At 58.9% G+C, this 12,513-nt stretch carries 12 protein-coding genes; 8 read left to right on the top strand and 4 right to left on the bottom strand.

From position 1 onward, the window contains the following. Positions 1–297: transaldolase family protein (locus tag V9K67_RS23695; protein WP_336726972.1), on the top strand; the 297-nt coding region annotated here is incomplete at its 5' end. 77 nt (positions 298–374) lie between these two features. On the opposite strand, the gene V9K67_RS23690 is transcribed toward V9K67_RS23695, so the two are convergent. After that, on the bottom strand, positions 375–770 hold the full coding sequence (locus V9K67_RS23690; protein ID WP_336726970.1) for a hypothetical protein: 396 nt from the start codon (positions 768–770) through the stop codon (positions 375–377). A gap of 209 nt (positions 771–979) precedes the next feature. Between V9K67_RS23690 and V9K67_RS23685 the strand changes: the two genes are divergently transcribed. Genes V9K67_RS23685 through V9K67_RS23660 form a run of 6 tightly spaced genes read left to right on the top strand, consistent with a single transcriptional unit; the run spans position 980 to position 5,222 of the window. Then, positions 980–1,555 carry an RNA polymerase sigma factor gene (locus tag V9K67_RS23685; RefSeq protein ID WP_336726967.1) on the top strand — a complete coding sequence of 192 codons (576 nt, stop codon included), beginning with the start codon at positions 980–982 and terminating at the stop codon, positions 1,553–1,555. Between the two features lie 8 nt (positions 1,556–1,563). After that, entirely contained in the window at positions 1,564–2,853 is a 1,290-nt protein-coding gene (locus V9K67_RS23680) for an outer membrane beta-barrel protein (protein ID WP_336726966.1), read from the top strand. Positions 2,854–2,886: 33 nt separating this feature from the next. Further along, the gene (locus tag V9K67_RS23675) at positions 2,887–3,303 is read left to right on the top strand and encodes an OB-fold protein (RefSeq protein WP_336726965.1); all 417 of its coding nucleotides are present in this window, start codon (positions 2,887–2,889) and stop codon (positions 3,301–3,303) included. 42 nt (positions 3,304–3,345) lie between these two features. Continuing rightward, the gene (locus tag V9K67_RS23670) at positions 3,346–3,738 is read left to right on the top strand and encodes a c-type cytochrome (RefSeq protein WP_336726962.1); all 393 of its coding nucleotides are present in this window, start codon (positions 3,346–3,348) and stop codon (positions 3,736–3,738) included. 47 nt (positions 3,739–3,785) lie between these two features. After that, a complete protein-coding gene (locus tag V9K67_RS23665) occupies positions 3,786–4,328 on the top strand; it encodes a YceI family protein (RefSeq protein WP_336726961.1) in 543 nt (180 codons plus the stop codon). Between the two features lie 6 nt (positions 4,329–4,334). Further along, positions 4,335–5,222: a DUF5777 family beta-barrel protein gene (locus tag V9K67_RS23660; protein WP_336726959.1), complete on the top strand. Its 888-nt coding sequence runs from the start codon at positions 4,335–4,337 to the stop codon at positions 5,220–5,222. Between the two features lie 117 nt (positions 5,223–5,339). Here V9K67_RS23660 and V9K67_RS23655 read toward each other — a convergent pair whose 3' ends face one another. Then, on the bottom strand, positions 5,340–6,083 hold the full coding sequence (locus V9K67_RS23655) for a class I SAM-dependent methyltransferase (protein ID WP_336726957.1): 744 nt from the start codon (positions 6,081–6,083) through the stop codon (positions 5,340–5,342). Positions 6,084–6,274: 191 nt separating this feature from the next. Here V9K67_RS23655 and V9K67_RS23650 point away from each other — a divergent pair, with 191 nt between their 5' ends. Continuing rightward, positions 6,275–7,690, top strand: a complete 1,416-nt coding sequence (locus V9K67_RS23650) for a M28 family metallopeptidase (RefSeq protein ID WP_336726956.1) — start codon at positions 6,275–6,277, stop codon at positions 7,688–7,690. Positions 7,691–7,725: 35 nt separating this feature from the next. Here the strand turns inward: V9K67_RS23650 and V9K67_RS23645 are convergent, their stop codons facing one another. Further along, complete coding sequence (locus tag V9K67_RS23645; protein WP_336726953.1) at positions 7,726–9,156, bottom strand: RagB/SusD family nutrient uptake outer membrane protein; 1,431 nt, start codon at positions 9,154–9,156, stop codon at positions 7,726–7,728. A gap of 113 nt (positions 9,157–9,269) precedes the next feature. Continuing rightward, complete coding sequence (locus V9K67_RS23640) at positions 9,270–12,395, bottom strand: SusC/RagA family TonB-linked outer membrane protein (protein WP_336726951.1); 3,126 nt, start codon at positions 12,393–12,395, stop codon at positions 9,270–9,272. Positions 12,396–12,513: the final 118 nt, after the last annotated feature.

Raw genomic sequence — 12,513 nt, 5'->3', positions numbered from 1 at the left:
GCTTATGTTTCTCCCTTCATCGGCCGTATCGATGATTCGGGCTGGGACGGCATGATCCTGATCCAGCAGATCGCCGATATTTTTAACGTACAAGGTTACGAAACAGAGATCCTGGCTGCTTCCATCCGCAACCCCAACCACATTGTACGGGCTGCCGAACTGGGCGCGCACGTGTGCACCTGCCCGCTGGAATCCATCCTGGGCCTGCTGAAGCACCCCCTGACCGACATCGGCCTGTCCAAGTTCCTCGAAGACGCCAAGAAAATGGCCGCAGTAGTAGAAGATATTGCGGGATAACCGTAAGCGTTCGGAACCCTGGAAAGGACTTTCGATTTATCCACGTCTTTACCAGGGTTCCGAACGCTTGGCCCTAACTATTTCTTCCTCCGTTTGCTTCCTTCGGAAAAGACATCGTTTTCCGTTTTCAAAGGCTCGTTCAGGGGCCTTTTTCTTATATAGATCGTGACTTCCCTCCAGATCTCCGGGCGGCTTTTGAGCAGGGCCTTTACCCGGACCGTTTCGCCGGTGTACGAGCTGTCGATAAACAGGTCGTTTCCCTTAAAATAGCCGGTGTTAGCCGACAGTTGAACCTGGTTGGAGTCGAGTGGCAGCCAGGAGCCGTCGGTGTATTTCCCATCCACGTTGATGTAGTTGTAAAAACCTTTTTTGAGGCTGTCGGTGTACAGGTGGAAGTATATGCTGTCCACCTGCTGGGCGCTGAGGGCGCTGCCGGAAAGGAGCGGGAAGAGGAAAAGGAAAAATCGTTTCACCGGGTCAATTTACATAGAAGTCGCCAGTATAAACCATAAGGTTGCAGCAGGCGCGAAGTTTTGCCTATTGCTGATTGCCTATTGCTGATTGCCTATTACTCTGCTGTTCATGCTTCAAAAAACTTTCGTAAATTTTTTAAGGGCCAGGCAACCCTTTGCAACCGGCTCCGTATGTATAGATTAAACGACCAAAAGAACCACTGTCCATTTTGAAAGAATTGCTGGAAATAGTGCATGGCTGTATGATCGACGACCATAAGCATCAGAAGATGCTTTATGAGCGGTTCTATGGCTTTGCCCTGAAGGTGGTATTTCGTTATATCTACCGGATGGACCGGGCGGTGGATGTGGTCAACGACGGGTTTGTAAAAGTGTTCCGCAGCTTTCAGAAGTTCGAGGAGGGCAGCGGGGAGGAGACCGAAAAGATCCTTATGGGCTGGATCCGGCGCATCATGGTCAATACCGCTATAGACGAGCTGCGCCGCAACCTGCTGCTTCCCGAGATCGGTGAACTGCCCGAAGACAGCTGGGAGCCGGCCGACAACAGCCAGGGGGCCGACCAGCAGCTCCTGTACAAAGAGCTCATTGCCCAGGTGCGGAAACTGCCGCCCTCGTACCGGGCCGTTTTCAATATGCACGTCATCGACGGCTATTCGCACCAGGAGGTCGCCCATGCGCTGGGAATCTCGGTGGGCACCTGCAAGTCGAACCTGTCCAAGGCAAGAGATTTTTTAAAAAAAGCCATCAATAAGGAGCTTCCGCAAGCAACCGTATGCAACCTGTAAACGACGATATGGATGAATTGTTTCGCCAGGCAGCCGACAGCTATCCTCTGAAACCCTTAGGGGCCGACTGGGAAAAAGTGGCCGCCCGGTTGAAAGAGGGAGAGGGCGGAGCGGGCGGAAAAAAGAGCCGGCGTTTCTGGGGATTGATGCTCCTGTTGCTGCCCCTTTGCTTTCTCCTGCATACGCCCCTGGAGCAGGGCGATGAAGGCTGGGGTGAGGTAGCCGGCGGAATTCAGAAAAATTTCCTCCCGGGAGCCAGTGAACCCCTGGGGGCTAAAGAAAATAAAGCCGCCCCGGCAACGGGCCGCCCGGTAACCGCCTCCGGTGGACCGGTTCTTTCCGGGCCGCCGAAGCAAACCGTTCCGGCGCCGGCGGAGTCCGCCATCCTGACCCAACCGGGCAGAACGGACCGGCCGGTAGCAGGCAGCAGGTTTCATCGGGACCAAAAGACTGGGGCAGGGCTTTCCGCCCAGAAGCCCGTTGCGCTGGCTGTGAAAAACCAAGCTGTCCACAGGCGCGGGGCTGTTCCGCCGGTTTCCGGCGGCCAGGAGCCCGTAGAGCAGGCCATTGCTTCTGTTCCTGTAACAAAAAGGCAGAAGACGGATACCGTGGCGTTGTTGCCGGCCGATTCGCTTCCCATAAAAGAGCCTTCGCCCGTTGCCGCCGATGCCTTAACGGGCAAAATGGTTTCTTTTGAGATTCCGGGAAGAAAGAAGTTTTATGCAGGGGTAGTGGTGGGCCCCGACCTGAGCTGGGTGAAGATCGATAAAGTGCAGGGAGCGGGCTACAGCGCCGGTATCATCGGCGGCTACCGCTTTGCCGGGAAGTGGGCAGTGGAGGCCGGGCTGCTGTGGGACAAGAAAGAATATTTCGCGGAAGGGGAGCATTTCAACCCGGCAAAAATGAACCTGCCGGCCCATACCACCATCCTTCGCGGCAACGGCACCTGCCACATGATTGAAATCCCGCTGACCCTTCGCTACACCCTGGCTTCCACCGGGAAGCACAGTTGGGCGGCTGCGGCCGGCGTTTCCTCTTATCTCATGAAAAACGAGGATTACAAGTATTGGTATAAGCGCTACAGTACCTCCTATTACGCGTACAAGGAGTACCGGAACGCTTCGAAGAACTGGTTTTCCGAGCTGCACCTGGGGGTGGGCTACCAGCGAAAGCTGGGCAACTCCCTGGACATGCGTATCGAGCCCTACCTGAAGCTGCCGCTGGCAGGCGTAGGGGTGGGCAGCCTGCCCCTGAGCAGCGCCGGCCTGCACCTGGGGCTGACGAAGTCCCTGCGGTAACTGCCACTATTTTATAGATCGAATGAAATGACTATGCAAAAAAGGACCCTTCTTTTTGCCGGGATCGCTTTATGCCTGCTCGGCGCGGCCATAGGCCTGTACTGGTACAATAAACCCCGTGCCGGCGTGGACAGGGCTTCGGCCGACTTCACCCTCACGGCCACCGAACTGTTCCGGGCCTACCAGCAGAACGAGCAGCAGGCCGATGCCCGGTACGCGGGCAAGGTGCTGGACGTGTCGGGTGTGGTGGAAAACGTAGAGGCCACCGCCGAAGGCAGCAGCCTGCTGCTGTCGTCCGGCGATCCCATGGGTGGAGTGAACTGCAGCCTGGCCAAAGACAGCGACAAAGCCACGCTGCCGCAAAAGGGCCGCCCGGTGCGGATCAAGGGAAGGTGCACCGGCTTCCTGATGGACGTGAACCTGGTGGACGCCGTAGTAGTGACCCCCTGATGTGTCACTCTTACCCACAACCGTAAATTATAAACCAGACATATGAAACGGATCTATTCCTCCCTGCTGACCATCACGATTTCCGGGCTCATCTTTGTGGCCTGTTCCAAGGATGACGAACAAACCGTCAGCCAGCCCGATACCCCCGCCGGCGGCGGCAACACCTGCGTGACGGCGAATATGAAGTTTTCCACGGATATTAAGCCCATCCTTCAGGCCAACTGCTTTGCCTGCCATGGCAACGGCCTGACCCGGGATGGCGTGAACCTGGACACCTACGCCAATGTGAAGACGGTGGCCGACAACGGCCGGCTGGTGGGCGCCATCACCCATGCTTCGGGCTTTACGCCCATGCCCCGCAACGCCCCCAAGCTGTCCGATTGCGACATCAGTAAGATCCAGGCTTGGATCGCCCAGGGAACGAAGGACAATTAAAAGAAATTGGTCAATGACTACTGACCATTGACCCTTAAACTTTGGCTATGAAAAAAATCATTTTATTGTTGATGATCATTGGAGCGGGGCAGCTTTGCAGGGCGCAGTCCTGCCTGACTCGGAACGGCTTTATCGGCTTTTATTCCAAAACACCCCTGGAAGATATCCGGGCGGAGAACAAGCAGGTGTATGCGGTGATTGATCCCGGCAAGAAAAACCTGGCCATCAGCCTGCTGGTAAAAGGGTTTTTGTTCCGCAAGGAGCTGATGCAGACCCATTTCAACGAGAACTATGCCGAGAGCGACAAGTACCCCAAAGCCACCTTTACCGGCTCGTACAGCGGCGAGGTGGACTTTTCTAAGGACGGCTCGTACCCCGTGCAGGTATCGGGGCCCCTCACCTTCCACGGGGTTACCCGCAACATCACCGTACCGGCCACCCTCGAGGTAAAAGGGGGCAGCCTTACCGGTAAGTCGGTCTTCCAGCTCGAGCCCGGTGATTTCAACATCAAAATACCCTCCCTGGTACGGGAGAAGATCGCCCAGAAAATAGATGTACACGTATCGGTAGGATGCACACCTTCAAAATGATCCCTTATGCAGAAGTATTTTCTTTTCCTGTTCCTTTTCGCTTTTTCGTTTGTGCCTGCCCGCTCCCAGGATACGTCGCTGCTGAAGATGCTCGACGACTCGCTGGCTGCCGGCCCCTGGGCCGACCAGGCGACGGGCACCTTCAAAGCCACGCAGATCATCAATACACCCACCGTGGAAGCCCCGGGGAAAAAGGGGCTCCAGTTTCTGATCATGCACCGCTTTGGCAAGTTGAACGAGGGCGGCTATGCGCTTTTCGGGCTGGATAACGCCACCATCCGCTTCGGCCTCGATTACGGCCTCACCGACCGGCTGGCCGTAGGCATCGGCAGGAGCCAGCTCGACAAGACTTTTGACGGCTCCCTTAAATGGAAAGTGCTGCGCCAGGCCGCCGGCAAGGTGCCCATAACGGTCAGCCTCTACGGACTGCTGACTCATTACACCCTGAAGATGCCGGACAAGCCGTACCTCAACGCCCGTTATCGTACCGCTTATACCACCCAGGCGCTGATTGCCCGTAAGTTCAACCGCAACCTGTCGCTGCAGTTGTCCCCGGCATGGACGCATTTCAACCTGGTGCCCACGCCCCAGGACAACAACGAGGTGTTTTCCCTGGGCATCGGCGGGCGCATGAAGATCACCCGCCGCATCAGCATCAACGCCGAATACAACCTGCTGCCCGGCAGCCAGCTGCCCAGCACTGACCCGGACAATTCGCTCTCGCTGGGCTTCGACTTTGAAACCGGCGGCCACGTGTTCCAGCTGGTGTTTACCAACTCGCAGGGCATGACCGGTCCCTACTACCTGGCTAAGACCCAGGGCGAGTGGGGCGACGGCGATATTTATTTCGGCTTCAACATCTCCCGATCTTTCAGTTTCAAGAAAAACAAATAGTGGTTCTCCATGCTGTTTTGAGAAGTCAAGACCCTGCCCCGGCGGGGTCTTTTTGTGGGCTGGAATTGTATTCCGGGTAAGTACACTTCATCCTAAGTAAAAATAGGCCGAAGCTTCTTATGCGGTATGGATACGTCCTATGCGGAGCAACAGGGGAAATTGCACTTCCCGGATTGGTTGGGTGCCCCAATGCCGCTCCAGGACAGGGGAGAGGCGGTCCACCGGGTTGTAGCCCTGTTGCCCTATAAAATGTTTTACCGCCGACCAGGTGTTCAAATACCCGATCAGGTGTTCCAGGGTCCAGTGCCGCTTAAGGACAAAGCGGGGCGCTTCGATTTCTTCAAAGGGAAAGGGGATGGTGGTATAATGCTCCTCGATATACCTTCTTTCCTGGTCCCAATAAGGGCCAATCACATTGTGGTAAAAATCGTCAATAACCGCATCCAGTTCAGGAGCCACGTTGATCCTGCCATAGCCGGTTACGGCGATCAGGGCACCGGGTTTCGAGGTGCGCCGGACTTCGGAATAAAATTTTTCAAAATCAAACCAATGGATGGCCTGTGCCACCACGACCAGGTCAAATAGCCCCTCCGGGAAGTCGGTCTGTTCGGCAGGCTGAACGGAATAAAAAATATTGGGGACAGTTGGGGCCTGTTCCATTTGAGCGGCGCTGATATCCGTTGCATAAACCTGGTCAAACAATTTTGCCAGTTCGTACGCAACCTGTCCGTTTCCCGTTCCGCAATCCCAGGCTGTTTTTTTGCCCGGGACCAGGGAGTCCAGGTAGTCAAAAAGTTCTGGCGGATAGCCCGGCCGGTATTTCGCGTATTGGTCGGACCGGGTGGAAAAGTTGTCTTTCATCTTTAAAATTAAGAAAATGTACCGGCGAACCATTGTAGGCGTAGGCCGAAAGCCTTTTGCTTGTTTTTCTTTACCTTAATAAGAAAAGGATCATGCAGCAGGATTTTATCCATCCGGATTTTTCATCGGGCAGTTTTATTTTTAAAACGGTCATAAATACGGTTATCCTACTTCTGTTACTGTTGCATAGTATGGGGGTGCAGGCCCAGGTTCCTCCGGGCCTTTCTTCTATTCGCATCCATGATCTGAAACGCGACCTCTTTTCACTGGCCGGCGATTCTTTCCGGGGCAGAAGAGCCGGCACCCCGGATGAGCTGAAGGCGGCCGCCTGGCTGGCGCAACAGGCCCAAAAGGCAGGGTTAAAACCGGCGGGAGATATGGGCACGTACTTCCAGTACTTTCCCCTGGAGCGTACCGTGCTGGCGGCCACCAGCGAAATTTTCCTCAACGGCATGGGACTGCGTTTATGGGAAGATGCCTGGGTACCCGAACCGGCGGAGGCCGACATCAGCGGTCCCGTGCGGTGGCTTTCTTCCCTGGCCGATACGTCGAAGGACGGGATAAAGGGCGGCATTGTGGCCATGAAGATACTGCCGCCGGTTCCTGCAACTCCTTCCTGGGTAAGCCTCTGGGGTTTTCGCTATGTATACAAGGCCATAAGGCTGCAGGCGCAGGCATTGAGCGCACAGGGCGCCCGGGCGGTGGTGCTGGTGGCGGATAGCACCGCATCGGCGGCCCTGGCTTCCCTGGAGCATGAGCTGGATTTTGAAACAGGTTATTATGGTCTGCCCGGCGACCGGCAAAGGGCAGGAGCCACGGAGGTGCCTGTGATCCTGGTTTCGGAAAACTATGCCGCTGCCCTGCAGCGACCCGGCGCCACCTTTGTGGCCCGATTGCGGGAAACCCGTTTTGAATATCCTTCGGTGAACGTGGTGGCGATAGCGCCGGGTACGGACGCCCGCCTGCAACAGGAATACCTGTTGTACAGCAGCCATATCGACCATGACGGGGTAGGGATACCTGTTGCCGGGGATTCCATCTGGAACGGTGCCGATGACAACGCCTCCGTTAGCGTGGCCTTGTTGGCCATCGGCCGTGCCTTTGTTCAAAAACCTGCCCGGCGGCCCGTGTTGTTTGCCTGGCACGGGGCGGAGGAACGGGGCCTGCTGGGTTCGCGCTGGATGGTGCAGCACCCGGTGGTGCCAAAGGAAAGCATCGTGGCGGTGATCAATGGCGATATGATCGGGCGCAATCATCCTGATTCGGCAGCCTTGCTGGGCGTGACGCCGCCCCACCGGAACTCCAAACAACTGGCGGAAGCCGCTTTCGAGGCCAACCGGCAAACCGCCCGCTTCAAAATAGATACTTCCTGGGATCATAAAGATCATTTGGAGCGCTGGTATTTTCGGAGCGATCACCTTTCCTATGCCCGGGCGGGCATCCCGGCCCTGTTTTTCACCTCCCTGCTGCACGCCGATTATCATACACCTAAAGACGAAGCGGACCGCATCGATTACCCCAAGCTCAAACGCATGACGGACTGGATGTATGCCACCGGCTGGAAGGTGGCCAATGCCACAAATCCCCCTGCCCTGGATAGCAAATGAAGCTTCTCGTCCCATAAGCGGCGCCGGCACGTACCCTAAGGATTTTGGTCACGCTCGTCCATGAAGTCGTTTGTATCCAGTTCTTTCTGGGGGATCTTCAGGACCAGCCGGGGATCGTTGGGCGGGAGGACCATGCGGTAGGCGGCGGGGTGGTTGGCCGAACGCTCCAGCGGCAGTTGCAGGCGCTTGGCGTCCAGCCATTCGATGCCCCCCTCGCCGTACAGTTCCTTCCGCCGCTCCAGCAGGATCTCTTTTACCAGTTCTGCGCCCGAAGCTTCCGAAGCTGATTTTTGCGGGTCGCGGTTGACCTGCAGCGTGTACAATACCTCGCCGGCCTCGGGGCGGCCCAGGCGGGCCAGGGCTTCCGCCTCCACCAAGTACATTTCGGCAGCCCGCAGCAGCACCAGCGATTCGTCGAAGTCGATGGTCTTTTTAAACACTTCCTCGCCCGTCACCAGTTGCACTTTTTGCGTCGAAGGCTTGCCGAATTTATTGGTGGCATAGCGGTCGGGGCCGCCGGGGTCATTGCCCGCTATAAAGAAGGTATTACGTACATCTGTAACCGAAAAGGCCGATACCAGCGCGGCGCTCACGTAAAAGTTGCCGTAACCGCTGCCCGTCTGGTCGAAAAACGAGCTGGGGGTGCCGAATTCCAGGGTCTGGCTGCCGCCGCCCTGGGTTTGGGCAAAGCCCCAGATCACCTCGGGGGAGGCTTCCATCTCTTTGAAATGGTTGCGGTACTGGGCGGCATCCAGGGCGCAGCCCTCCCGCGCCTGGCGGGCGGCTTCCAGGGCCTCTTCCCAGCGGCCCTGCTCCAGGTAGATGCGGGCCGCCAGGCCCCGGGCCACGCGCAGGTTCACCTGGCTTTTCAGGCCGCGGTCCATGGGCAGGTGCGCCAGGGCGAAATCCAGGTCCGCATGAATAAATGCGTACACCTGCTGTAGCGTGCCCCTGGGAGCGCCCTTGTTGGCCAGGCTGGACGGCTGGCGGTAGAGGGGGACGCCCGGTGCCAGCGAATCCCTGGCCCAGCCGTGCTGGAATTCGCGCACCAGCTCAAAATACAGCCAGCCCCGCAGCGCCCGGGCCTCGGCCAGGAACCGCTGCTTGTCGCTGTCGGCAAACGTGCTTTTCTCCACCCCGCTGATCAGCACATTGAGCTGGTTGATGTGCTCGTAAAAAAAGCCCCAGGTAAAGGTGACCCGCCGGTACATCGGCTGCCGGTTTTCCTGGCGGTAGTCGAACTGGTACCAGCCGCCCGTGTTGATGACGTCGGTACCCTTGTTCACCCGGGCCAGGTGTACGGCCGCATAGCCCCAGGTGTCCGTGGCGTTGCCGGCCGTCCGGTCGAGGTTTACCCAGCGGCTGCGCAGGCTGCGGTAAATGCCGTGGAAATAGGACCGCACCCCGGCGGGTGTCTTGAACACCTCTTCCTCCGGCACCGAAGAGGTGGGCACCGGCCCGTCCAAAAACGATTTTTTACACGCAACTGCTGATAATAGCAAAAGCAGAAACAGGACGGGCAGGGCGGCTGCGGATGTACAGGCTTTCAACATGGCAAGTATGTTTTTAGGCGCAAGCGTTAAAAGGAAATATCGATTCCCGCAGAGGCGGTTTTGAAGACGCTGGAGGTCAGGGAGGAGGTGCCGGTAATGTTGGCTTCGGGGTCGGCGCCCCGTTTCAGGCGGCTCCAGGTAGCGTAGTTGTCGGCCTGCACGAACAGCCGGGCCGAGCGCACCACCTTGGCGGCCCGCGGTCCCGGTTTGACCGTGTAGCCCAGGGTCAGGTTGCGCAGGCGCAGGTAGGCACCGTCGAAGAGGAAGCGGGTGGACAGCTGGCTGGCATCGCTGTTGTTCTCGTCCAGCCGCGGCACGTTGGTGCGGTCGCCGGCCTTTTGCCAGCGCTGCAGGATGTCGCGGTGCTGCTGGTCGCCATAACCTGAATTAAAGCCGTGCATCAGCCGCACATAGCTGGCGTCGTAATACTTACTGCCCCAGGAGAAGTTGAACAGCAGGCTCAGGTCCCACTGCCGGAAGCTGAGTTTTTGGGAAAAGCCGCCGGTGACTTTCGGGATACCGCTGCCGACCCAGTGCCGGCTGGCCTTATCGTAATTTTTGACGGTCACTTTCTTGCCGGTGGGGGCGCCCGCCGCATTCACCTCGTCGCGGTACCAGAGGGGCGAACCGTCGGCAGGGTCTACGCCCGCCCACTCGGGCAGGTAGAACTCGTACCGCGACCGGCCCACCACGAAACGGTAGGCGCCGGAAGGCGCCAGCGTATCGCGGTCGGTCAGCTTGGTGATCTTGTTGCGGAGCGTGGTGGCGTTCAGCGACAGCTCCCAGTTCCAGTTCTTTTGCTTGATAGCCTGGCCGGTCAGCGAGAACTCCAGCCCGCAGTTGCGGATGCGCCCGATATTGGCATTGATCGAAGGGATGCCGCCCGAATACACCAGCGGCAGCTGGAACAGCAGGTCGATGGACGTTTTTCGGAAATAATCCACGCTTCCCCACAGCCGGTTTTGCAAAAAGGCGAAGTCGGCCCCCAGGTCCAGGTTGCCCTGCTTTTCCCAGCGCAGGTCGGGGTTGCCCAGCTGGGTCAGGTAGGTGCCGGGATTGACGCCTTCCGCGAAGCCGTTGGTGGAAAAGGTGGTGCGGTAGGGAAACCGGCTTTCCAGCCCTTCGTTGCCCAACTGGCCGTAGGAAGCCCGGAATTTTAGAAAATCCACCGCCGGGTGGTTGTGCAGCCAGGGTTCGTCGGACAGCAGCCACGACAGGCCCAGGGAGGGGAAGAGGCCCCAGCGCTTGCCCGACGGGAAGCGCGAGGAGCCGTCGGTACGCAGGCTGGCCTCCAGCGAATACCGCTTTTTCAGCGTGTACTTCAGGCGGGTGAAATAGCTGTTGAGAACACTGGCATCGGAAGAGCCGGTCAGGCTTTCGATGGCGGCCCCCGCGCTCAGCTCCCGCAGGCCGGTAAAGGGAAAGCCGGTTTTGACACCCGTCATCGCCTGGTAGTCGGACCGGTAAGCCTCGGTGCCGCCCAGGGCATCGGCCTGGTGGTCGCCCCATTCCCGTGTCCACTGCAACGTATTGGTCCAGGTCCAGGAGGTGTGGGTCTCCTGGCGGCGCTCCAGCCGGCCGCGCACCTCTTCGCCGTCGCCGAACTCGGGGTTCTGGTAGCTCAGGCTGTAATACAGGTAGCGGTCGATGCCGAAGGTGGAGCGGAAGCGCAGCCCGGGGCGGAACCGCAGCTCCCCGAAGACGTTGAGGTTGTGGTACAGGCGTTGCCGCGATTCTTCGTTGACCTCGGTGGTCGCCGCCAGGTTGGAGGGTTGCAGGGTGTTGCGGTCGGCATTGACGGTGCGGCCGGGGATGGGCTTGCCGAAGTCCCACAGGGGCTGGCCGTTGTTGTCCCGCAGCAGCTCGCCCTGCTCGCCCCGCTGGTAAACGGGATAAAGCGACGACATGGTGCGGATGTACTGCACCACGTTGTTGTAGTCGCCGCTTTCCTGGATGGGATAATCCTGGCGCGAGCTGGTCACGGCGGTGCGGGCGCCCACCAGCAGCCAGTCTTTCAGGTCGGCGCTGTAGTTCATCCGGGCGGTGACCCGCTCAAATTCCGAGCTGCGGATATAGCCCTCCTGTTTCAGGTAGCCGCCGGAAAAGAAATAGCGGGATTTTTCCGAGCCGCCGGACAGGGTCAGGTTCGCATCGGTGCGCAGGGCATTTTTGCGGGTCAGCACCTCCGTCCAGTCGGTATGCCACAGCAGTGGGGCTTCCGGGCGCAGCCGGCCGTTGGTGTCCACGGGCTTTTGGAGCGAAAAGGGGTTGTAGCGGAAGGCCGTTACCAGCCCGTCGGTGGCCAGGCGGGCGGCGTCGGGGGCGCCGGCATGCAGGTTTTTGAGGGCTTCCCAGCCCAGCTCGTAATGTTCGCGGGAGGAGAGGAAGGCGTACTCGGGCAGGGCCCGCGAGCTGAGGCCGAAAGTAGCGGCCAGGGTAATGAGGGGCTGCTGCTGGCGGCGCCCGTTTTTGGTAGAGATGACGATGACGCCGTTGGCGGCCCGCGAGCCGTAGAGGGCGGTGGCCGTAGCGTCCTTGAGGATGCTGATGCTTTCCACGTCGGCGGGGCCGAGCATGTTCAGGTCGCCGTTGAAGGGAACGCCGTCCAGCACGATCAGCGGTTCGGAGGTGGCGTTGACCGAGGCGATGCCGCGGATGCGGATGATGGGGTTGACGCCGGGCTGTCCTGAGGGGTTGATGACCACCACCCCCGGTGCCGTGCCCTGCAGGGCCTGGGTGACCGACACTACCTGCTGGCGTTTGAGGGTTTCACCCGTGACCAGCGACAAGGCGCCGGTGACGGCCCGCCGCTGCTGGCTGCCGTAGGCCACCGTCACCACTTCGTCGAGCGAGCGGCTGGCGATGTCCAGCGATACGTTCAGCTGGGTGCTGCCGGCAGCCAGGGTATGTTCCTGGGTGGCCATGCCCACGGCCGAGAACACCAGGGTGGAGGCGCCCGCCCGCACTTTTAGGGAATACCGGCCCTGCCCGTCGGTGACGGTACCGGTGGAGGTGCCTTTGATCATGACGGAAACCTGGGGGAGACCATTGCCCCCCGGCCCGGTGACGCGGCCGAAGATCGTACGTACCTGCGCCCACAGCAATGCGGGCATGAAAAGGGCTGCCAGCAGGGTCCATAGCGCTTTGCTCATAAAAACCTGTTTTGCGGTGAGGTTGTTGGGGCCGGCTATTTTTCACCCGGGTAAGAAGGGAGCTTTTCTTGGACAGGATGGTCCGGGTTCTTCGCGCCGCAGGAAAGGATTTATGAGG

The sequence above is a fragment of the Huijunlia imazamoxiresistens genome, assembly GCF_037132455.1.
GTDB classification, from domain to species: Bacteria; Bacteroidota; Bacteroidia; order Chitinophagales; family Chitinophagaceae; genus Flavisolibacter; species Flavisolibacter imazamoxiresistens.
This window is presented reverse-complemented; position numbering and strand designations above follow the sequence as displayed.

What these genes read in the sequence shown, in the direction of transcription:
- V9K67_RS23680 (WP_336726966.1), top strand. Translation starts at nt 1,564, where the DNA reads ATGGATGAATTGTTTCGCCAGGCAGCCGACAGCTATCCTCTGAAACCC.
- V9K67_RS23675 (WP_336726965.1), top strand. Translation starts at nt 2,887, where the DNA reads ATGCAAAAAAGGACCCTTCTTTTTGCCGGGATCGCTTTATGCCTGCTC.
- V9K67_RS23670 (WP_336726962.1), top strand. Translation starts at nt 3,346, where the DNA reads ATGAAACGGATCTATTCCTCCCTGCTGACCATCACGATTTCCGGGCTC.
- V9K67_RS23665 (WP_336726961.1), top strand. Translation starts at nt 3,786, where the DNA reads ATGAAAAAAATCATTTTATTGTTGATGATCATTGGAGCGGGGCAGCTT.
- V9K67_RS23660 (WP_336726959.1), top strand. Translation starts at nt 4,335, where the DNA reads ATGCAGAAGTATTTTCTTTTCCTGTTCCTTTTCGCTTTTTCGTTTGTG.
- V9K67_RS23655 (WP_336726957.1), bottom strand. Translation starts at nt 6,083, where the DNA reads ATGAAAGACAACTTTTCCACCCGGTCCGACCAATACGCGAAATACCGG.
- V9K67_RS23650 (WP_336726956.1), top strand. Translation starts at nt 6,275, where the DNA reads ATGGGGGTGCAGGCCCAGGTTCCTCCGGGCCTTTCTTCTATTCGCATC.
- V9K67_RS23640 (WP_336726951.1), bottom strand. Translation starts at nt 12,395, where the DNA reads ATGAGCAAAGCGCTATGGACCCTGCTGGCAGCCCTTTTCATGCCCGCA.